We start from the raw sequence: 21426 nt of genomic DNA on the forward strand, positions 1-21426 counted from the left end.
AAACTTTTGAAACATGAGAATGGATCGAAGGCGCCCGGCTCCGCCCGATCTCTCGCTGGACGCGCCGCGGATCCAGTTATTCGGGCCCGGGCGGCGGAGATGGCCCGCCCCAAACTTGACCGGCGAGGATCGTCGCGGTCTCAAATCCGGCATTGTCGGCCGTGGCTGGTTTCGCTAGCGTCGCCCGCATCAAAAAAAAAATGCTTTCGCTCGTCGAGAGTTAAGAACTAGGCAGGAACCCGGGGCACTGAACGTGACGAACCCTTTTGAGCAACATCTCGATAAAAACGCAGCAAACTATCAGCCGCTGACTCCCCTTTCATTTCTTTCCCGTTCGGCGCTTGCCGCTCCAAACCACACGGCCATCATTCACGGCAACGCGCGTGTGACGTACGCGGAGTTCTACGCCCGCTGCCGTCAGCTCGCCTCGGCTCTCGCCACGCGCTCCATCGGGACCGGCGATACCGTATCCGTGATGTTGGCGAATACGCCGCCCATGCTGGAAGCCCATTACGGCGTGCCAATGACTGGCGCCGTGCTTCACACGATCAACACGCGGCTCGACCCGGCGATCATCGCGTTCCAGCTCGATCACGCCGGAACGAAGGTGCTGATCACCGACCGTGAGTTCTCGTCTGTGGTGAAGGCCGCTCTCCAGCTTGCAACCGTGAAGCCGCTCGTCATCGACTACAACGATCCGGAATTTCCGCAGACGGGCGAAGCGCTGTCGACGGAGGACTACGAAGCGTTCGTTGCCAAGGGCGATCCGAATTTCGAATGGCGTTGGCCGAAAGACGAGTGGGAAGCGATCTCGCTCAATTACACGTCGGGGACGACGGGCAACCCGAAAGGCGTTGTCTATCATCACCGCGGCGCGGCGCTGATGTGCTACGCGAATACCATTTCAACCGGCATGACACGCTTTCCCGTGTACCTCTGGACGCTGCCGATGTTCCATTGCAACGGCTGGTGCTTCCCGTGGACCGTGACGATGGTTCAAGGCACGCATGTGTGCCTACGGTGGGTACGCGCCAAGGCTATGTACGATTCCATCGTCAAGCATAACGTTTCGCACCTGTCGGGTGCGCCAATCGTCATGTCGACCCTCCTCAACGCGACGGACGACGAGAAGCAGGAGATCGGGCAAGTCGTTGCATTCAACCATGCCGCTGCACCGCCGCCCGCGTCGGTCATGGCCGCGATGGCGGATGCCGGTTTCCAGCTGACGCATCTTTACGGGCTGACCGAGACGTATGGCCCTGCGACGATCAACGAGTGGGATGAGTCGTGGGACGACCTGCCACCACTTGAACGTGGCGCCAAGCGTATCCGCCAGGGCATCCGCTACGTCGCGCTCGAAGACCTCACCGTGCTCGATGCAGAGACGATGAAGAAGGTTCCGGCCGACGGCGAGACGCTGGGCGAGGTCATGTTCCGCGGCAACATCGTGATGAAGGGATACCTGAAGAATCCGAAGGCGACAGACGAAGCGTTCGCGGGCGGATGGTTCCACTCCGGCGACATCGGCGTCTTGCATCCCGACGGCTACATTCAGCTGAAGGACCGCTCGAAGGACATCATCATCTCGGGCGGCGAGAACATCTCTTCGATCGAGGTCGAGGAGGTGCTCTACAAGCATCCCGCCGTCGCATTCTGCGCGGTCGTCGCGAAGCCTGACGACAAGTGGGGCGAGACGCCCTGCGCTTTCGTCGAACTTCGGCCGGGAGCGACGGCGACGGCCGATGAAATCATCGAATGGTGCAGAGCGGGTCTCGCGCGCTACAAGGTTCCCCGTCATATCGTCTTCGCTGAAGTTCCGAAGACGTCGACCGGCAAGATCCAGAAATTCAAACTGCGCGAGTTGGCGAAGGAAGCTTAACGAGCGCCTCTCTTACGGCGAAGGCTGAGTGCCGGCGAGGATCGGAGTGTTTGCTTCCGGCCATAGAACCGGCACCAGCAATTTTTCCGCGAGGATGCCGGCGCCGCGCACCGACGGGTGGTTGTCGTCGAAATAGAGCACGGCTTCCTCGATGTACGCGCTGCACTGCTGGTCCTTGCACAGCCCGGAGGCGACCGGCACGTACGTGGCGTTCACATCCGCGGCGATGCTTCGCAAGTTCGCGTCCACGTCGCGGAAGCGCTTTTCCAGCGAAAATTTGAAGTCGGCTGGATCATTCCCCCAGCTGGTCCACCGAGCGAGCGTCGACGGCGCGGGCATGTTATTGGTAAGACGCGGGACTTGGCCGAGCACAATCAGACGGTGTCCGGCGTGGCTCAACGCTGTCAGTGACTTGCGCAGCCCCCGCCAATACTGCTCCGGGTTTTCATCCGACCAGGCGATGGAATTGGCGGCGATGATGATCGTCGCCGGGTTGATCGTGGCGAGTTTCGCCAACATTGCGGCGTTATACCGGCCGCAATCCTTGCGGATAGGCATTGAAAAATCCGCGACTGGCGGACACGCGGACGCCGTGATCTCCCGAATGCTTTCGTTTCTCGACTTCGCTAGCGAGCCGAGCACGGCGCTGAACTCGGCGCCATGGCTATCGCCGTAGACGATTATCTTCGGCGGAACGACCTCACCGAGAACGCAAGTATCTTCGTAGCTGACTTTCGCCGTCTGGTCGAAATGGCATTTCTTACGAAACGGGCTGATGTCGTGTTTGGCATCGGTGAGATTGACAACCTGCTGCGAATAGCGACTCGGCGCGCCTTGCGATGAATAGAGAACAAGCGCGACGGCAACGAGGCCACCGAGGCTCAAGCCGCCGCTCCAAAAAATGGCCGGACGCTTGAAGCCGACCGCGCCTCGCCGCCTGAATGGCTGCTCGATGAAGCGCCATGTGAGCGCCGCCAGTGCTAACGAGGTCGCGGCGACGGCAATTTTCTGAATGCTGGTAAGCGCCTCGATGTTCAGCATGTTCGCGAACACGATCAGCGGCCAATGCCATAGGTAGAGGCTATAGGAAATGAGCCCGAGAAAGACGAGCGGGCGAACGGTGAGGAAGCGCGCGGGCGTATTTTCCGTTCCCCCTTGGCCTCCCCAAATGACGAGCGCGGCTCCGGCGCACGGCAGCAGCGCTGCCAATCCGGGGAATGGTGTTTTCGACGTGTAGCTGACAACAGCAATCGCGATGGCCAACAGTCCGAGCGCAACGGCCGCATCACTCCCAAAGCGGGTCGCCGGTTTCGGGACAAGACCCAGCGCGACGATGCTTCCGGCAAGCAGTTCCCAGGCGCGCGTCGGCAACAAGTAAAACGTGCTTTGGGGATGCTCCTCGAGTCGAACCACGCTCAACGCCAGCGAGCCCGCGAACAACAGCCAGATGAAGGTGCCGAGCCCGGCTCTCCGCCATTTGAAGACGGCCATCAGTAACAGCGGAAATATTATGTAGAACTGCTCTTCGACACCGAGGCTCCATGTGTGCAAGAGGGGGTGAACTTCGGCATAGGGATCGAAGTACCCGGAATTGAAGAGACACCAGAAATTGCTGACCGAGAGCGCCGTCGCGAGCAGGCTCGATGCGTACAGCTCCAATTCGCTCGGCAGCAAAAACGCGAGCGCCAAGACGGTCGTCGCGGCGCAGACGAAAACGAGGGCCGGCACGATCCTGCGAATTCGCCGGTCGTAGAAGTTCGCGATGCTGAAGGCGCCGGCTTCCATATCGGCGGCGATGATGGACGTGATCAGAAATCCGGACAGCACGAAGAAAACGTCGACGCCGACGAAGCCGCCCGGCGCAAATGGCGCGCCCAAGTGATAAGCAACGACAATGGAGATGGCGATGCCCCTCAGGCCGTCCAAATCGCGACGATAAGCGAGATTAGCCAAGCGCGTTCACCGCGCGCAGAAGAGACGACATTTCGTATTTTCCCGTCGAAGAAAGCGAACGACGTTATCCGCTCCCGCGAAAAACCCGTGGACACGATATCTACGCCCGCGGAGATTTCAATTCATGCGCCGACTGCAACTGTGGATAGCACCGGAGCCCGATTTCAACTCGATCGGAATTCAGAATTCAACTTCGAGCTCGACGATCTCGTCCGGTTCGATGAGGGCGCCTTGCGTCCACTCCTGCATCAGCGACCAGTGGAAGATGGTTTCGCAATACGCCGACAGGGCCGGATCGAGAGGCACCGCGTAGGTGCGAAAGCGGGTGCAGACCGGCGCGTACATCGCGTCGGCGACCGTCGGCTTCGGTCCGAAGAGATAAGGCCCGCCGTACTTCTCCAAGCACTCCGTCCAGATGGTTTTGATGCGCTCGACATCCGGGCGCGCGCCCGAAAAAATCTTGAAGGAGGCGTGGCGCGCCTTGAGGTTCATCGGCAGAGCAGAACGGAGGTTGTAGAAGCCGGAGTGCATTTCGCCCGACACGGCGCGGCAATGAGCGCGGGCGGCCTGATCGGCGGGAAGCAGCCCCGCATTCGGCGCGATCTCCGCCATGTATTCCGCGATGGCGAGGGTGTCCCACACGGTCACGTTGCCGTTCGTCAGCCGTGGCACGCTGCGAACCGACGGCGAGAGCAGCAACAGCTCCTGCCGGGCCTCGACATCGTCCGTCGCAACCGTCTCTTCATCGAAGTCGAGCCCTGCCATGCGGCAAAGCAACCAGCCGCGCAGTGACCAGGACGAGTAATTCTTCGACGAGATCGTCAGCGTTGCATTCGACATCGACGAAGCCACTCCTTTTGCGCTGTTAACCTGCGGCCACAATCCTCTCGCAGCGCAGCGGAATATGCACTAAGTTTTTCAGTCGCATCGGTTTTTCACGCCGGCGCGAGGGGGAATTTTCACGCGATGCTTTACCAAGCCTACCAGTTTCAGGATGACCTTTGGGCGCCCTTCCGGGAGGCGGCCCGGCATTCGAAGGCTGCGATGGAGCACCGGCTTTCGCCGACCGTCGATACCCTGAAGCTGCATCTCTCGGCCGGATTCGAGATGATTTCGCGGTTCCAGCTGACCCATTCGCGTCCTGACTTCGGCATTTCAACCGTGCGCGTCGGCAACCGCGACGTTCCGGTCGTCGAGGAGGTGGCGCTCAGCCTGCCGTTCGGTAACCTTTTGCATTTCCGGAAAGACGTCGACACCGCGCAGCCCAAAGTCCTCGTCGTCGCACCGCTCTCAGGGCATTTCGCGACGCTGCTCGCCAAGACCTGCGCGACGCTGCTCCGCGATCACGATGTCTACATCACCGACTGGGCCAACGCCCGTGACGTGCCTCTCGAAGCCGGCCGGTTCGGCGTCGACGAGTACGTCGACTACATCATCCGCTTCGTCGAAGAGATCGGTCCTGGCGCGCACCTCCTCGCCGTTTGTCAGCCGTGCGTGCAGGCACTCGTCGCCGTCTCGATCATGTCCGAAGACAAGCATCCGGCGACGCCGCGCTCGATGACGCTGATGGCCGGTCCCATCGACACGCGCGAAAGCCCGACCGCAGTCAACAAGCTGGCGATGGAGAAATCGATCTCCTGGTTCAAGGCGCACGTCACGGCGCGCGTTCCGAGCCGCTACGAGGGCGCTGGCCGACGAGTCTATCCCGGGTTCATTCAGCTGTTCAGCTTTCTGGCGATGAACATCGACCGTCACCGCGCGCAGCATCAGAAGCTTTACGAGCATCTCGTGAACGGCGAGATTGCCGAAGCCGAGAAGATCAAGACATTTTACGACGAATATTTCGCCGTGCTGGATCTCACCGAAGAATTCTACCTCGAGACGATCGACCGGATTTTTCAGCGGGCGGATCTGGCGACGGGGAATTTCACCTACCACGGCCGGAAGGTTGATCCCGCCAAGATACATAAGACGGCGTTGCTGACGGTCGAAGGCGGGCGGGACGATATTTGCGCGCTCGGACAAACGGCGGCGGCGCATGATCTCTGTCAATCGCTTCGGCCGCATCTGAAGCGCCACCACTTGCAGGCCAACGTCGGGCACTACGGCACGTTCAACGGCAAGCGGTGGGAGACTGAAATCTATCCCGCGGTGCGGAACTTCATTTTATCCATGGAATAGCGCGTAGCCGCGCGCCCCGAGGCCGACGCGGATCGCGAAGGCGGCTTCCTCTATTTCACCCAGACCTTGTGCTGGCAATCGAGCCAGTGGGCGATGACCGAGCGGTCGTGGAATTGTATCGCTCCGCAGTTCTGGCAGACGATCATCAGCACGTTGACCGGAGCGGTGCTTGACGACGACTTGCGCTCGCAGGTCAGCATGTGGATGTCGACGTCGCAATTGGAGCGGAAGCGGCCACAGCTTGGACAGGACGTGATGTGTTTTCCGAACAGAAAACGGTCGACTTCCGCTTTGGTGAGGTCGCGGGTCGGCGTTTCCGTTTCGCGAGTGGCGGTTGCAGTGTCCGTCATTGCAGTCACCATGTTGAAAAACCTCGAACACAAGAATCGTATGATGAGGGGCCGCGTCGCACAAGAAGAGTTCGAAGCAACGCTCCAATATTTGATGCCCGTTTTTCAAGCATATTTCTTGTGCAGCGCAGTATTCGCGTCGCAATAATTTCGTTCCGGGCAAACGGCTTGGCGGATGACGTTATTTCTTGTCGGCTACGTCTCTCCGCATCGTGGCCGAATGATCCGGAACAGCACGCCTCTCAACACGTTGATCACCCAATCGCGGGGCAGTCGCGACCTGTCATCAACGTAGGAGAGACATGACAATGCTGAAGTATTCGATCACTGCCTTAGCACTCGTTGCGGGGTCGACGTTCGCCTTGGCGGATCCGAACAACGGCGCGGGTGCGTCGCCGGGCGCCGGAGGTGGCGCGGCGATGGAGCGTTCCGGCGGTTCTTCTATGCCGGGCGGCTCGATGAAAGAAAGCGGCGGATCGTCGAAGGAAGTCGGCGGCCAAATGAAGGAAGACCGCGGTTCGCGGGATCTCGAGCCGGGATCCGCGAAGAAGAATTCCGCATCCGAAGAGCGATCGCGCGACAGCACCAAATCCGATCGTCAGCACGCCTCCGACCGCGACTTGCAAGACAAGGACCGGCAGGCAAAGGATGAGGATCGCAACGCGAAGGGCAAGGCGAGCGACCGGGCAGACCGCGAAGACCGCAACGACCGCGGCGATAAGTACGGTGCGGCTGACAAGTCAAAGAACGACAGGTCTTCCACGGGTGCGAGTGAGGGTGCGGAAGGCAAAGCGGGCCCGAAGGGCTCGATCGCGAGCGTCAGCCCCGAACAGAAAACGCGCGTCAGATCTGCTTTCGCAACCCATCGCGTGTCGCCCGCGCGGAACATCGGGGTCTCCGTGAATGTCGGCGTCGTGATACCGCGCACGGTTCACATTTATGCGGTGCCTGCGGACATTGTGACGATCGTCCCGGAATATCGCGAGTATCGGTATTTCATGATCGATGAGGATCACGTCGCGATCGTCGATCCGGACACACTCGAAGTCGTCGACATCATCGTCGTGGCGTAATCTTCCGCGTAAGGCATAAAAGAAACAAATCCGCCGCCGGGGGACCCCTCGGCGGCTTTTCTTGCGGGAAACCGTTAAGCAGCTTGTGCTTGAGCCGACGGTCACCTCGGCTCACTTGTGATATTGTCGGACCGCAGGAATAGGAAAAATGCCTAGAAACCCCTGGGCAATCGCCACCTCGACATTCGCTTTGCCAATTCCGGCTTTCAAAATTCATAAGACTTTGTAACACGATAATTTCCTTCGACGTATGTCCCCCGCCTACGACAAACTTGCAATGGAGTGTCCCTTGATGGTTTCCAACCGGCTCGTCACCGCCATATTCGCCGCGGCGGTCATCAGTATTCCCACAGCTCGTGCTCATGCCGAAGCTGACGCCGAAACTCTCGTGAATGCGCTCAATGCCGTTTTCGGCAAGCATCCAGGCGTTCGCGCCGCGCACACGCACGGCATCTGCGTCAAGGGCAACTTCGTGCCGTCAACCGAGGCTCCGAGCCTAACCAAAGCACCGCATTTCAATTCGAAGACGCCGGTCGGCGTCATCGGGCGCTTCTCGATGGGCGGCGGAGATCCCGATGCACCCAATGGGCAGAAAGACAATGTACGCGGGATTGCGATGCACTTCGATCTCGGCAAGGGCAACAACACGGATCTGCTGTTGATCTCGGCGCCCGTATTCGTCGCGAAAGATCCGGATCAGTTCCTGAAGCTGCTGACGGCAGTCGCGACGAAGGACAAGGACAAGATCGGCGCGTACTTCAAGGAAAACCCGAACTCGACGCGGCAGGCGGAGTTTCTCAACGCGCGGCCGGTGCCGGCGAGCTACGGGACCGTCGATTATTGGGGCGTTCACGCTTTCACATTCACGAACGCGGACGGCAAGAAGCAGAACTTCAAGTACAAGGCGCTGCCGGTCGGCGGCGAGGTCGGCATCTCGGATGACGAAGCAAAGAAGAAGGATCCCGACTTCTACCGGCCTGAACTCAAGGACCGTCTCGCCAAGGGGCCGGTGCAGTACACGTTGACGGCGATCCTCGGCGAGGACGGCGATCCGCTTGACGATCCGACTGCGCTTTGGCCGGAAGACAAGCGCAAGTCGGTCAATCTCGGCACGATCTCGATCACCGACTTCGAAGATCCGAAGACGTGCGATGAGGCCATCTTCGATCCGACCAACGTCGTCGATGGCGTCGAAGGACCGGCGAACGATACGATCTTCCCGATGCGCTCGCAGGCTTACGCCGTATCGTTTTCGCGCCGGCAAGCGCCCCAGCAATAATTGCAAGGAAAGCCATCATCCTCGGCGTGAAGCCGAGGATGACATTCAGTTCTGTTCCATGGGCGATTAGCGCTTCTGAATGCTGGCCAGATAAGCTTCCAGCTGCTCGAGTGTGCCGCCCCAGCCCTGCGTCATGCTTGGGCGACCCTTATCGAAGGTTTCACTCTCGACGCTGGTCGCGTTGTACGGCGTCCAGGAAACAGTAAGCTTCGTGCGGTCGCCGTCGAGTTCTTCCAACGTGATGACTGACAGCAACTCCAAAGGCCAATCCGGGTTCATCGGGTGACGCGTGATGCCGCCCCCCGCATCCGAGAACGAGTTTATGAAAACGATACGTTCGGGCGCGGCGATCTCGCGATAGTCGAAGCGTCCCCACATCGTCGAGCCATCGGGGGCCTGCATTCCGTAAAGAAACCTACCGCCGGGACGCAGATCCATCTTGGCGTCGATGACCTTGAAGCCTTTCGGTCCCCACCAATGCTTCATGTGCTCGGGATCGGAGAAGGCTTTGTAGACGAGTTCGCGCGGAGCATCGAAGATGCGCGAGATGACGAACGGCGCCACACTCGGATTGTCGGCAAGCTTGTTCATAGCATCGTCCCTCCCTGTTCTGTTAGGTAATCCGCCAACAGATCGAAACAGCTGTTCCAACCGGAGGCGTTTCCGTCGCGAGAAGCCGCGGGTGATATCGGTGCAGAGATCTTCACATGAGCGATTGGCTCTTCTGAATCGTCGCTAGGTAAACTTCCAGCTTCTCGAAGGACCCGCCGAAGCCTTGCGTCATGCTCGGGTGGTTCTTATCGAAGACCGCGATTTCATCGTCGCTTGCGTTCAACGGTGTGAAGGTAACGCCGAGCTTCGTCCGGCCGTCGTCGAGTTCTTCGAACGTGAAGACCGACAGCATCTCCATCGGCCAATCGAGGCTCATTGGGTGACGCGTGACGCCGCCATCCGCATCCGAAAACGAATTGACGAAGACGATGCGTTCGGGTGCTGATATTTCGCGGTAGACGAACCGTCCCCACATCGTCGAGCCGTCGGGCGTCTGCATGCCGTAGTGGAAAATGCCGCCGGGGCGCAGATCCATCTTGGGGCTTACGATCTTAACGCCTTTCGGTCCCCACCAGTGCTTCATGTGCTCGGGATCGGTGAAGGTTTTATAGACGAGTTCGCGCGGTGCATCGAAGATGCGCGAGATGATGAACGGTTTCACCTTTGGATTTTCGGCAAGCTTGCTCATAGCGTCTTTCCTCCCGATTGAAGCAGATATGCATCAAGGCGGGCGAGCGTCTGGTGTGCGCCCTCGACAGCGCCGAACTTCGCCATCCAATCACGCCGTTCACGCGTCGCCGCGAGAAGGCGCAGCGTGACGCGGGTCTTGCGGTTTTCCGCTTCGAACGTGATCCAGACCTTGAACATCTCGAAGTCTGGCCTCTCCGCGCCGGCATCGTGATCGTAGGCGAGAAGTTCCGGAGCCTTCACTTCGGTGTAACGAACACGGTTCGGGTGATCCGTGCCGTCCGGTCCGTGCATCGTGAACAGCCATTCGCCGCCGGGCCGAACGTCCATTTTGTATGTCGTCGTGGTAAAGCCGTTCGGCCCCCACCAATTGCTGATGTGAAGAGGATCCTTGAATGCCTCGAACACGAGTTCGCGTGGCGCATCGAAGACGCGCGTGGCGACAATTTCTCTATCGGCTTCGTCCACATCACTTCGGTTTCTTGCGGCCACCTTTTTTCTCCTTCGCCTGCAACACACGTAGATACTCGTCCAGCCGATCGAAGCTCTGCTCCCAGAACTTCCGGTAGTGCTCGACCCAGTCGTCGACTTCCTTCAACGGCCCCGGTTCCAGCCGGCAGGGCCGCCATTGCGCTTCGCGCCCGCGTGCGATGAGCCCCGCCCGCTCAAGAACCTTGAGATGCTTCGAAACGGCCGGAAGGCTCATCTCGAAGGGTTCGGCGAGATCAGTGACAGACGTTTCCCCCAGCGCCAGCCGCGCCAGGATCGCCCGCCGCGTGGGATCGGCGAGCGCTGCGAACGTTTCACTCAGTCTGTCGGAAGCCATATGTTTAGCCATCGGGTTAAATAACTTATCGGTTAAATACAGGCGATGGGACAGCGCGTCAAGCGGCTCGGTCGAAGTCGGAGATCGGGAATTTCAAAAGCACCGTCATCCCCGCGTAGGCGGGGATCCGTCCAAATAAATAGACGTCCATTGCACGTTTCGGACTTGGACAGATCCCGGCCTTCGCCGGGATGACGACCTAGGCACTCCGTTCGAGGATGACGGGAGGTTTGGCGACTGAAAATCGACCAGAAATATAAAAGCCCCGCCCGGAGACTGATGCGTCCGCTCCGGTGGCAGGGCCTGGGATAGAAGATTTTGCGGGCGAGTTCGCGCTAGTGGCGCGTTTCTCGTCTTATCCGCTCCATCTCGTCCTTGAGCTTCAGTTTCTCTTGTTTCAATCTACGGATTTCGATGTCGTCAGATCCGGGGCTCGCAGCCGCTTGGTGGATTTTTTGTTCGAGAGCCCGATGCTTCTCCGCGAGTTCAGCCAGATGAGCCGTAATCGTCATCAGTTGCCTCCTAAAGAGATTGCAGACGTTGAAATCGTGCCACACGTTTTTGGCGTTGTCCAACGTCTCTCGCGGCTAAGCTTGGATGTTCGATATTTGTTGCCGAGCCCCAAACTGGCCTTAGAAAATCGTGAAATAAATTCATAGGATTAGAAAGATCGGCCTGGATCGCGCTTTTGCCCTGTTGCCATATCATGGGCAATCACCCAAAAGGCTGCGATTGGACTGGGCAGTGGGCAGGGAATCGTTATGGAGCGGCGCGACGAACGCGAGCTCAGAGAAGAGCTGGTAACTTTGCGGGGCGAGCACCGGAAGCTCGACTGCGAAATCGCCGCTCTTGAAGGTGACGCTTCGGCTGACCAACTTCTGATCAAGCGGCTGAAAAAGAAGAAGCTTGTTCTGAAGGACCGGATCACGCAGATCGAGGATAAGCTGCTTCCCGATATCATCGCGTGAACGTCATTCTGTACGTGGCTGCTTCGCAGTTACGTGCGTTTAATGGTTCATGATCTCGCTCGCACCTCCCGTCGACAGTTGGCTGTACCCTGTCGGGTCCGGCATCTATTGCGAGCCCGGCGATTTTTATATCGATCCGGGCCGCGTGGTTGATCGCGCTGTTATTACGCACGGGCACAGCGACCATGCGCGCGCGGGCCACCGGGCGGTGCTCGCAACGTCTGAAACCATCGAAATCATGAAGGTGCGCTACGGCGAGGATTGTGCCGGCGTATTCCAGCCGCTCGCGATCGGCGAAACGATCGACATCAACGGCGTCAGGGTGCGGTTGGTGCCGGCCGGGCATATCCTGGGGTCCGCTCAAGTCGTCATCGAGTGGGCCGGGCGGCGCGCCGTCATTTCCGGCGACTACAAGCGTGCGAGCGATCCGACCTGCGCGCCCTTCGAACTCGTCACTTGCGACGTGTTCGTGACCGAAGCGACATTTGCGCTGCCGGTTTTCCGCCACGAGAAGGCCCGGCACGAAGCCGACAAGCTACTCTCCTCTCTCCGCGCTGAGCCGGACCGGACACACCTCATCGGCGCCTACAATCTCGGCAAGTGCCAGCGGATGATCCGCGTCGTTCGCGATGCGGGCTACGACAAGCCGATCTACCTGCATGGCGCGGTGGTCGCGCTGACCGAGCTTTATCAGAAGCTCGGCGTGGATCTCGGCGAGCTGCTGCCGGTTGCGGGCACCGATCCGAAGTCGATGCGCGGCGGTATCGTGATGTGTCCTCCTTCCGCACTCGGCGATCGCTGGTCGCGCCGGTTCGGCGATCCGGTCAACGCTTTTGCGAGCGGTTGGATGCGCGTACGCGGCCGCGCCCGTCAGCTTGGCGTCGAGTTGCCGCTCGTCGTCTCCGATCACGTCGACTGGCCGGAGCTCATTCAGACGGTCATCGAAACGGAGGCGCAAGAGATCTGGGTGACGCACGGCCGCGAGGATGCGCTCGTCCATTATCTCGGCACGCTCGGCCGGAAGGCTCGCGCGCTCGCGCTCGTCGGATATGGCGAGGAGGCCGAATAGCGATGCGCGCGTTCGCCCGTCTCCTCGACTGCCTCGTCTACACGCAGAGCCGCAATCGCAAGGTGGCGCTGCTCGGCGACTATTTCCGAACGGCGCCCGATCCCGACCGCGGCTGGGCGCTTGCGGCTTTGACGGACGGCGTGCCGATCCGCTTGCCGCTCAGGCGGATGCTCTCCGATCTCGTCACCCGCTTCATCGATCCGACGCTCTACCGGCTGTCGCGCGATTACGTCGGCGACACGGCCGAAACGGTGGCTCTGCTCTGGCCGGATGATCGATCTGTTCTTCCCCCGACCCCTGGCCCCTCCCCGCAAGGGGGCACTTCTCCCCTCCCCTTGAGGGGGAGGGGTCGGGGGCGGGGCGATGATCGGAGTGAGAAGCCGAAGCAGCTCGTGTTGGATCTTACCCCCACCCCTAACCCCTCCCCGCAAGGGGGAGGGGAACAAGAGGATGTTTCTCCCCTCGACGCGAGAGGGAAACAGAACACTTCTCCCTTCGACATGGGCGGTGAACGACACACTTCTCCCCTCGACGCGGCAGGTGGACAACACACTTCTCCTCTCGACGCGGAAGGTGGACAGCACACTTCTCCCCTCCCCTCGACGGGGAGGGGTCAGGGGTGGGGTGATCTGGGGCACAATTCCGGAGAGCCGCCTGAACTGTCGCTCGGCGCGGTTATCGACGCGATGGCGGACGGCACGACGGCAGAGCGTACGGAACGTCTCGGCCGTCTTCTCGATCAGCTCGATGCGACCGGGAGATGGGCGCTTCTGAAGCTCATCGGCGGAGCGCCGCGTGTGGGCGTTTCGGCGCGCCTTGCGCGTACCGCGCTCGCCGAAAGCTACGGCCGCGACGTTTCCGAGATCGAGGAGGTGTGGCATGCGCTCGAGCCGCCGTATCTCGAACTTTTCCAATGGCTCGACGGCAAGGCCGAGCGTCCCGATCCCGGTGCGAAGCCTGTTTTTCGACCGGTCATGCTCGCGCATCCGATCGAAGAGGAAGACTGGCCGCGCCTTTCTCCAGAAGACTTCTCCGCGGAATGGAAATGGGACGGCATCCGCGTCCAGGTCGCAGCGCGGGGCGGCGATGTCCGCATGTTCTCGCGGCAGGGCGACGATATTTCCGGCGCCTTCCCGGAAATCCGATCGGCGTTCCACGGGCACGACTGCGTCGTGGATGGCGAGTTGCTCATCGTGCGCGATGATAAAATCGCGCCGTTCAACGACTTGCAGCAGCGCCTCAATCGCAAGTCGGTCACGGCGAAGATGATGGCGTCGTATCCTCCGCACGTGCGGCTCTACGATCTGCTGTTCGAGGGGCAAGAAGATCTTCGCGGGCTTTCGTTCGGCGAGCGGCGCTCTCGCCTCGAGGCCTGGCACGCGAAGCATCATCCGCGGCTGACGGATGTCTCGCCGCTCGTTCCATTCAAATCGTTCGACGAACTCGGCGTGCTGTGGTCGTCGGCGCGGGCGGAAGGCATCGAAGGGCTGATGCTGAAGCGGCGCGCGAGCCCCTATCAGGCCGGCCGCGTCAAGGGCGAATGGTTCAAGTGGAAACGCGCCGCGCTAACGCTCGACTGCGTGCTGATGTACGCCCAACGCGGCTCGGGCAAGCGCTCGTCCTACTATTCCGATTACACGTTCGGGGTCTGGCGCACGGACGAGAACGGCGAACGGCAACTAGTGCCTGTCGGCAAAGCGTATTCGGGATTTACGGACGAAGAGCTGTTGGAGATCGACAAGTGGATCAGGGGGCATACGACCGAGACGTTCGGGCCGGTCCGCGCTGTCGAGCCGGAACTCGTTTTCGAGGTCGCATTCGACGCGGTGCAAGAATCGACGCGGCATAAATCGGGCGTCGCGATGCGGTTTCCGCGCATTCATCGCATCCGCTGGGATAAGCCCGCGGCCGAAGCGGATACTCTCGACACCGTGCTGCGGATCGTCGGGGGCGGTGCCGCCGCGAGGGCAGCGGCACCTTCCGATCTTGTTTGATTAGGCTCGCTTAGGCAGCGGCCGCCTTCACAGCGTTTGCCGTTTCGGCGATGTAGCTCATCGCAGCGGCAACGCCGCCCTTCTTGTGCGGAATGCCTGCGAGTTCGAAGCCCATCTCGACGCCGGTCAACGCGCCCAGGACCGTCAGCTCGTTCGTATCTCCGAGATGGGCGATGCGGAACGCCTTGCCAGCGATCTTGTTCAAGCCAGTTCCGAGCGACATGTTGAAGTTGTCGAGCACGATCTTGCGATAGGCATCGGCGTTGTGGCCTTCCGGCACGACGACCGTCGTCACAGCGGGTGAATAATATTTCGGATCGCGGCACTGGATCTCCAAGCCCCAGGCTTGAACCGCGCGCCGCGTCGCTTCCGCCAGACGTTGATGACGCGCGAAGACGTTCTCCAGGCCTTCGTCGTTGATCAAGTCGATCGCCTCGGCGAGACCATAGAGCAAGCCCGTCGCCGGGGTGTAGGGGAAGTAGCCCGTCGCGTTCAACGCCAGCATTTCGTCCCAGGCGAAGTAAGACTTCCTGAGCTGAGCCGCCTTCGAAGCTTCGATCGCCTTGGCGCTGATTGCCGTGAACGACAATCCCGGCGGCATCATCATGCCCTTCTGCGAACCGGCAACGGTGACGTCGATGCCCCACTCGTCGTGGCGGAGATCGGCGGCGCCGAGCGAAGAGATCGCGTCGACCATGAGCAGTGCCGGATGCTTCGCGGCGTCAAGCGCTTTGCGAACTTCATCGAGCCGCGTGAGGCAGCCCGTCGACGTTTCGTTGTGGACGACGCAAACAGCCTTGATCTTGTGGCCCGTATCCGCCTTGAGTTTCTTCTCGATCAGATTGGCGTCGGCGGCGATGCGCCAGTCGGTCGGGATGACCTCGGTCTCAAGACCGAGGCGGCGCGCCATGGCTTCCCACAGTACAGCGAACTGGCCCGTTTCGCACATCAGCACTTTGTCGCCCGGCGACAGCGTGTTGGTGAGGCTCGCTTCCCAAGCACCCGATCCCGATGCCGGATAGATAATGACGTGGCTCTGGGTCTTGAACAGACCCTTGATGCCACTCAGAACGCGTCTGCCGAGCACGCCGAACTCGAGGCCGCGATGATCGAGAATCTGACGCGACATTGCCGCCAAAATGCGCTCCGGCACGGGCGTCGGCCCCGGGATCTGCAAAAAGTGGCGGCCAGGGCGGCGATTTTCTCTCGTCATTATAATAGTCCTCAAGGATCTTTTTATTCGTCCTGGGGCTGTCCTAGTACCGAACCGCGTCAGATACAATTGTCTGGATGCGCCGCGGATCGACCGAACCGCGGCGCTTTTTGTCTCGGCAGGGCTGCAACTGAGAAAAAATGCTTCTTTCCTGTAAAGGCCGCGATATTTGACACGCGCGCCAGCTTGCCAGCCACGATGGCCGCGCCACCGACCGAGACGGAGAGCGACCAAGTGACCAAAGCAGACTTTAGCACGAACCTCGAACATCTTACGGCTTCTGAAGCGCGCGAGGCGTTGGTCGCGGGCGATATTACGTCGGCGGATCTTGTGGGCACATACATCGCACGGATCGCAGAACGCGACAAAGATGTTGGCGCCTGGGCGCACTTCGACGCGGGCAAGGCGCTCGAAGCTGCTCGCGCCAGCGATGCGCGGCGAGCACGCGGAGAAGCGATGCCGCCGCTCGCGGGAATTCCGGTCGGCGTGAAGGATGTCATCGATACCAAGGACTATCCGACGGAACTCGGCTCGGAGGTCTTCGCCGGGCGGCAACCATCAAGTGACGCGTTCGTCGTTTCCCAGCTCAAAGCCGCAGGCGCGATCGTGCTCGGCAAAACGGTGACGACGGAACTTGCGTTCTTCGGTCCCGGAAAAACGCGCAATCCGCACGATCCTGCGCGGACACCGGGCGGCTCTTCGTCGGGATCGGCGGCGGCCGTCGCGGACGGGCAAGCGCCTCTTGCGCTTGGAACGCAGACGGCCGGTTCCGTCATCCGGCCCGCATCCTATTGCGGCGTCATCGGCTTCAAACCGACGTTCGGATATACGTCCCGCACCGGCGTTCTGGCGCAATCGCCGCCGCTCGACACACTCGGCGGCTACGCGCGATCGGTCGAAGACATCGCACTCTTGTTCGATTGCATGAGCGACTTCGATGCGGCCGACGGCGATATGACGGCGGGGGCGAAGCCTTCGCTTTTGGCGGCTCTCAAGTCGCCCGGCTCACGCGCTCCGCGGCTGGCGTTCGTCAAAACGACTGCGTGGCCGCAGGGCGACGAGGCGATGCGCGTGGCATTCGAACGGTTTGCTTCGCGCTTCGGAATTGTCGAGACGCCGTTGCCGCCGGAGTTCGACGAGATCCTGCGTCTGCAACAGATCGTGCAGTTTTCCGACATCGCGCGGAATTACGGCCCGATCGCCGACGCCAATCCCGATCGCGTGTCGGCGAAGCTCAAGGAGATCATTGCGGAGGGGCGGACGTTTTCGCAAGCGGACTATGACGCTGCGCGGAAGAAGCAGGATGTTCTCTACGCGGCGCTGCGGCCGATCCTCGATACCTACGACGCTATCGTCACGCCTGCGGCGGCGGGCGTTGCGCCGGTGGGGCTCGGCGGCACGGGCAGTCCGATGTTCAACGGGCTTTGGACTTACCTCGAGATGCCCTGCATCTCGCTGCCGCTGCTCGAAATCGATGGGCTTCCGCTCGGCGTGCAGCTTGTCGGCGCGCGGGGCGATGATGCCCGGCTGCTCAGTGCCGCGGCGTGGCTGATGCAGCAAGGTCGCGCACCGTAGCTTTCGCTCGACGCGCGGGGATCCCGACGAAGGCCGGATCCATCCAAGCCGAAGGTTTATCACAAACTGATGTTTGGACGGATCCCCGCCTACGCGGGGATGACGGTGGTTATGGGAACCGCCTCAGAACATCCTCGAAAAGGGCCAAAAAAGAAAATGGCCGGGGCTAGCCCCGGCCATTTTGAATGTCGCGATGAAGGGACTTAAGCCAGCTTGAAGGGCATGTCCTTGCCGGCGAAGAAGGCGTCGATGTTGTCGAGCGCTTCGAAGCCCATCTGGTTGCGCGCTTCGATCGCCGCCGATCCCAGATGCGGGAACAGGAACGTGTTCGGCAGATCGTAATAGCCTTCGTTGATCTTCGGCTCGCCCGCGAATACGTCGAGGCCGGCGTAGCCCAAGCGACCCGACTTCAGCGCCGCGATCATGTCCTCGTCCTTGACGAGGTCGCCGCGCGCCGTGTTCACGACGATGGCGCCTTGCGGCAGCTTCTCGATCACGTCCTTGTTGAAGAAGTAGCGCGTCTCCGGTGTCGAAGGCGCGTTGATCGAGAAGAACTGCGAGACCTTCAAGAGACTGTCGAGGCTGTCGTGATAGGTGGCGTTGTACTTCGCCTCGACCTCGGGCTTCGCGCGATAAATATCGTAGTAGTGGATGTTCATATCGAAGCCGCGCGCACGCTGCGCCAGCGCCTGGCCGATCTTGCCGAAGCCATAGATGCCGAGGTTCTTGTTGTCGAGGCGCTGACCAACGAGCTGCAGCGGCTGCCAGCCGGGCCAGGAGCGCGTGCGGATCATCTTCTCGCCTTCGGACGCGCGGCGTGCCGAACCGAGCAACAACAGCATGGCGATTTCCGCCGTCGCGACGGTCACGCCGTGCGGCGCGTTGCCAACCTTGATGCCGCGCTTCTTGCAAGCTTCGAGATCGATGTGATCGAAGCCGATCGAGAACGTCGAGATGCACTTGATGTTCTCGGGGATCTTCTCGATCACCGGCGCCGGGCATTTCTCGTTGAGGGTCAACAGAATCGCGTCGACCGACTTGGCCGTCTCGAGCATCTCATCGACGGTGATCTTCGGGTTATCACCATGCGCGATAACATCATAAGTCTCTCGGGCGCGGGCCATGGCGGCTTCAGGCAGAGGCCAGGTAATCAGGATCTTCTTTTTCGACATGAGGTGAGGGTTCTCCGGGAGATCGGACGGTTGATCGCAGGCACCGCTTGTGCCCCACGAAACGGGGTCTGACAAGCCCGCTACGCCGCTGCGCTGCACCGCAACCGGCCGAAGCGAAACGCTTTTTTCACCAAGACGGGCCCAGAATGCGGGCCGGATATTATGGGCCGGCCAATCGATTGGCGCGCCTTCGGGCCTCGGACAAACGTCATGCGTACAATCTTGCTTGGTTTGGTGGTGCTTGCGGGCGCGAAGGTCTGGTTTCAGGACCGCGCCTATCGGGCCGCCATGAGCGACGCGGTTGTCGAAGCCTATCGCGAGCGCGCTATCGAGGTCTGCCGCCGAAATGCTCCGAAGCGTGCTACGGGGGCTCGTGACGAGGCGCCGGCTCAATGGGCGGCCCCTTCGCAAATCGAGGCCGTGATCGGCAATCCCGATATCGACGTCGCGATTTGGGATACGCAGAACCCCCTGTGGAACCAGCGCTACCGCGATCCGCATCTCATTCTGACGTCGTCGGCCGGTGGCCGCAGCGCCCGGTGCGCCTACGACGTCCACGAAGGCGGCGCGAAACTCTCACTGCGCTAGTCGGCTCTCGCTGCGCTATCGCAATTTCGGTGCAGATGCCGCGGCGGGCCGTAAAAACTTAACCAATAAAGCCCTGTTCATAATTGATCCTGACAATAGCGAGTGATTCGGCATTGCCGGGCACGCGGGCGAACATACACGGCGCCCGGACTTCACGGGCACTACGGGACGATGAGCCAGGAAACGGCATTACCAGCGCGGCGCGGCATGGGGCTTGGCTTCCCGGGCGCCCGATCGGCCATCGTCAAGCGCGCCAAGGCCGTCGTGGTTTTGCCGGTCATTACCGCGTTGCTCGCCGCGGCCATCGTCGCCCTCATTCCCGACCGGTACACAGCTTCGACTCTCATTCAGACGGACCCGCAGCAGAGACCTGCGAGCAAGTCCGCCAATGTGCCTGCCCGGGCCGATACGCTCGCTTCCGAAGCCGAGCGCCGGGAGATCGAGAAGCAAATGGACTTCATGCGGTCGGCGCAGATCATCGACCGCGTTATCGCCGAGCTTCAGCTGTCGGACGATCCTGAACTCAACAAGCGTTCGCTATGGTCGTACCTCACCGGATTTCTGACGCGTCCGGCGCCGGGCGAAGCTCTGCGCCAGGCGATAAACGACAGGCTGAGCATCAGCCGCGTCCGCAGCACATTCCTCGTCACCGTGCTGGTCACGACGAGAAATGCGGAAAAGTCCGCTCGCATCGCGAATGCGATCGCAAACCAATACCTCGCGCAACAGCGATCACCCATCGCCCAGGATCGCACACCTGCGACGAAGTCCGGCGAACTCACCGCTTCCGAGCGCATGTTTGCATCCCTTATCGACAAGTATGGACTTAGCAGTCCGCTCGCCGGACCGCGCATTGTGGCGGCTGCCGGTGCACCGAACCGCGCGGCAGGACCGAGGCGCGTGCGCATCGTTGCGATTACCGCCGGATCGACATTGTTGATGGCGCTGCTGCTCGCGCTCTGGCTCGAGCGGGAATCGTTGCGGCAGACGCGAAAAGTCGAACAAACGCTCGCCTGCCCGCACATGATCTCCATTCCGGCGGTGACTGCGCATTCCGATCCGAAAGCGAATGCGCGGGGCGCGCGGATGATCGTCGCCGAGCCGCAATGCGTCTACGCGGAGGCCGTGCGAAAGGTCTGCCGCGAGCTTGGACAGCGCAAAAGCGATGAAGCCTCACGCGTGATCTTGGTTGCATCCGCCCTGCCCGACGAAGGCTCGGAGAGTTTCGCGTCGAACATCGCTCATTACTTCGCGGTCTCCGCGCAAGAGACCCTCCTCGTCGACTGCGATTTTCGAGGCAAGAGCCTGACGCGCGAACTGACGCCGCGGAATTCCAGCGGGCTTCTCGATCAGATCGCCGCGCGCGCGCCGATCGAGGACGTAATCTTGCGCGATAATCTCACGGGCTTGCATTTCCTGCCGGCGTCGGGCCCCACGCCGATCCCTCTCGCGGTGGCGACAGCCATCCGGTCGCTGGAATTTTCGAGGTCGATCGCCGGTCTCAAGTCGCGGTTTCCGATCATCGTGTTGTCTGCGCCGCCTTTGGTGCCGATCTCGGACGCACGCGTGCTCGCGGAACTCGCCGACGAAATCGTATTTCTGACCGCCTGGCACCGGACACCGAGATCGCTCGCTAAAAAAGCGCTGACGTTGCTCGAGGCCAACCAGAAGAAAGTCGTCGGCGCGGTACTGACGGACGTCGCCGAGGATCAATCGGTCGGCGTCATGAGCTTCGCTGCGATTTTCGATGAAATCCGCCGAGCCGCACGCATGACGTCGATGCCCCGCGCCGCCTGACAATCCGGCAGCCGCTCGCGACGCGCAAAACAACCTCCCGCTGTGGTTTTCTTTTCTTGCGTATCGATAGTCGGCTGTTGCTCGGCATCGTCGCGGATGTTTCGTCCGACGAACTCTGTTCGAGGCCAGCGCGGGAATTCTTGCTCATGCATCTCGGGAATAATTCTCGATGCAGTGCGGCCGCAAAAAACAGTTCTTGCCGCTTGCCATCTCGCGACCTGAAAATGGTTCTAAATCAGGTCCTCATGGGCGTCTCAATCAACGAATACT

20 protein-coding genes are annotated in these 21426 nt (G+C 60.8%); 10 read left to right on the forward strand and 10 right to left on the reverse strand.

From position 1 onward, the window contains the following. Positions 1-253: 253 nt before the first annotated feature. Positions 254-1879, forward strand: coding sequence for an acyl-CoA synthetase (locus tag BM399_RS12925; RefSeq protein ID WP_092868072.1), 1626 nt, complete (start codon positions 254-256; stop codon positions 1877-1879). A 12-nt stretch (positions 1880-1891) separates the two neighbouring features. On the opposite strand, the gene BM399_RS12930 is transcribed toward BM399_RS12925, so the two are convergent. Both BM399_RS12930 and BM399_RS12935 read right to left on the reverse strand, forming a co-directional pair. Beyond that, positions 1892-3832: an acyltransferase family protein gene (locus BM399_RS12930; protein ID WP_092868073.1), complete on the reverse strand. Its 1941-nt coding sequence runs from the start codon at positions 3830-3832 to the stop codon at positions 1892-1894. A gap of 180 nt (positions 3833-4012) precedes the next feature. Next, the gene (locus tag BM399_RS12935) at positions 4013-4672 is read right to left on the reverse strand and encodes a glutathione S-transferase family protein (protein WP_092868233.1); all 660 of its coding nucleotides are present in this window, start codon (positions 4670-4672) and stop codon (positions 4013-4015) included. Between the two features lie 126 nt (positions 4673-4798). On the opposite strand from BM399_RS12935, the gene BM399_RS12940 reads away from it, so the two are divergent. Continuing rightward, entirely contained in the window at positions 4799-6013 is a 1215-nt protein-coding gene (locus BM399_RS12940) for a polyhydroxyalkanoate depolymerase (protein WP_092868074.1), read from the forward strand. A gap of 50 nt (positions 6014-6063) precedes the next feature. Here BM399_RS12940 and BM399_RS12945 read toward each other — a convergent pair whose 3' ends face one another. After that, on the reverse strand, positions 6064-6363 hold the full coding sequence (locus BM399_RS12945) for a hypothetical protein (protein ID WP_092868234.1): 300 nt from the start codon (positions 6361-6363) through the stop codon (positions 6064-6066). A 308-nt stretch (positions 6364-6671) separates the two neighbouring features. Here BM399_RS12945 and BM399_RS12950 point away from each other — a divergent pair, with 308 nt between their 5' ends. Both BM399_RS12950 and BM399_RS12955 read left to right on the forward strand, forming a co-directional pair. Next, on the forward strand, positions 6672-7436 hold the full coding sequence (locus BM399_RS12950) for a DUF1236 domain-containing protein (protein ID WP_092868235.1): 765 nt from the start codon (positions 6672-6674) through the stop codon (positions 7434-7436). A gap of 292 nt (positions 7437-7728) precedes the next feature. Continuing rightward, on the forward strand, positions 7729-8715 hold the full coding sequence (locus BM399_RS12955; RefSeq protein ID WP_092868075.1) for a catalase family peroxidase: 987 nt from the start codon (positions 7729-7731) through the stop codon (positions 8713-8715). 66 nt (positions 8716-8781) lie between these two features. On the opposite strand, the gene BM399_RS12960 is transcribed toward BM399_RS12955, so the two are convergent. The 5 genes from BM399_RS12960 to BM399_RS12980 form a co-directional block, all read right to left on the reverse strand. Continuing rightward, positions 8782-9306: an SRPBCC family protein gene (locus BM399_RS12960; RefSeq protein ID WP_092868076.1), complete on the reverse strand. Its 525-nt coding sequence runs from the start codon at positions 9304-9306 to the stop codon at positions 8782-8784. A gap of 112 nt (positions 9307-9418) precedes the next feature. Further along, positions 9419-9955: an SRPBCC family protein gene (locus BM399_RS12965; protein ID WP_092868077.1), complete on the reverse strand. Its 537-nt coding sequence runs from the start codon at positions 9953-9955 to the stop codon at positions 9419-9421. Beyond that, positions 9952-10446 (reverse strand): SRPBCC family protein, encoded by a 495-nt coding sequence (locus BM399_RS12970; protein WP_092868078.1) that lies wholly within the window; start codon positions 10444-10446, stop codon positions 9952-9954. The genes BM399_RS12965 and BM399_RS12970 overlap by 4 nt, the downstream gene beginning before the upstream one ends. Then, positions 10424-10780: an ArsR/SmtB family transcription factor gene (locus tag BM399_RS12975; RefSeq protein ID WP_092868079.1), complete on the reverse strand. Its 357-nt coding sequence runs from the start codon at positions 10778-10780 to the stop codon at positions 10424-10426. Before BM399_RS12975 ends, BM399_RS12970 begins: the two co-directional genes overlap by 23 nt. Before the next feature lie 335 nt (positions 10781-11115). After that, the gene (locus BM399_RS12980) at positions 11116-11292 is read right to left on the reverse strand and encodes a YdcH family protein (protein WP_092868236.1); all 177 of its coding nucleotides are present in this window, start codon (positions 11290-11292) and stop codon (positions 11116-11118) included. Positions 11293-11541: 249 nt separating this feature from the next. On the opposite strand from BM399_RS12980, the gene BM399_RS12985 reads away from it, so the two are divergent. From BM399_RS12985 to BM399_RS12995, 3 genes are read left to right on the forward strand one after another with little or no spacing between them, the layout of a single operon-like run. Further along, complete coding sequence (locus tag BM399_RS12985) at positions 11542-11748, forward strand: DUF465 domain-containing protein (RefSeq protein WP_092868080.1); 207 nt, start codon at positions 11542-11544, stop codon at positions 11746-11748. Positions 11749-11797: 49 nt separating this feature from the next. After that, complete coding sequence (locus BM399_RS12990; protein ID WP_092868081.1) at positions 11798-12817, forward strand: ligase-associated DNA damage response exonuclease; 1020 nt, start codon at positions 11798-11800, stop codon at positions 12815-12817. A gap of 2 nt (positions 12818-12819) precedes the next feature. Continuing rightward, positions 12820-14811 (forward strand): cisplatin damage response ATP-dependent DNA ligase, encoded by a 1992-nt coding sequence (locus BM399_RS12995; RefSeq protein WP_092868082.1) that lies wholly within the window; start codon positions 12820-12822, stop codon positions 14809-14811. 10 nt (positions 14812-14821) lie between these two features. On the opposite strand, the gene BM399_RS13000 is transcribed toward BM399_RS12995, so the two are convergent. After that, the gene (locus tag BM399_RS13000) at positions 14822-16024 is read right to left on the reverse strand and encodes a pyridoxal-phosphate-dependent aminotransferase family protein (RefSeq protein ID WP_092868083.1); all 1203 of its coding nucleotides are present in this window, start codon (positions 16022-16024) and stop codon (positions 14822-14824) included. 234 nt (positions 16025-16258) lie between these two features. On the opposite strand from BM399_RS13000, the gene BM399_RS13005 reads away from it, so the two are divergent. Further along, positions 16259-17599 (forward strand): amidase, encoded by a 1341-nt coding sequence (locus tag BM399_RS13005; RefSeq protein ID WP_244531219.1) that lies wholly within the window; start codon positions 16259-16261, stop codon positions 17597-17599. Positions 17600-17802: 203 nt separating this feature from the next. On the opposite strand, the gene BM399_RS13010 is transcribed toward BM399_RS13005, so the two are convergent. After that, on the reverse strand, positions 17803-18771 hold the full coding sequence (locus BM399_RS13010) for a 2-hydroxyacid dehydrogenase (RefSeq protein ID WP_092868085.1): 969 nt from the start codon (positions 18769-18771) through the stop codon (positions 17803-17805). Between the two features lie 210 nt (positions 18772-18981). Between BM399_RS13010 and BM399_RS13015 the strand changes: the two genes are divergently transcribed. Together BM399_RS13015 and BM399_RS13020 are read left to right on the forward strand one after the other, a co-directional pair. Continuing rightward, positions 18982-19359 (forward strand): hypothetical protein, encoded by a 378-nt coding sequence (locus BM399_RS13015; protein WP_092868237.1) that lies wholly within the window; start codon positions 18982-18984, stop codon positions 19357-19359. Positions 19360-19530: 171 nt separating this feature from the next. Beyond that, positions 19531-21156: a tyrosine-protein kinase domain-containing protein gene (locus BM399_RS13020; RefSeq protein ID WP_092868086.1), complete on the forward strand. Its 1626-nt coding sequence runs from the start codon at positions 19531-19533 to the stop codon at positions 21154-21156. Positions 21157-21426 lie beyond the last annotated feature (270 nt).

This window comes from Hyphomicrobium facile (assembly GCF_900116175.1).
Taxonomy (GTDB): Bacteria; Pseudomonadota; Alphaproteobacteria; order Rhizobiales; family Hyphomicrobiaceae; genus Hyphomicrobium_B; species Hyphomicrobium_B facile.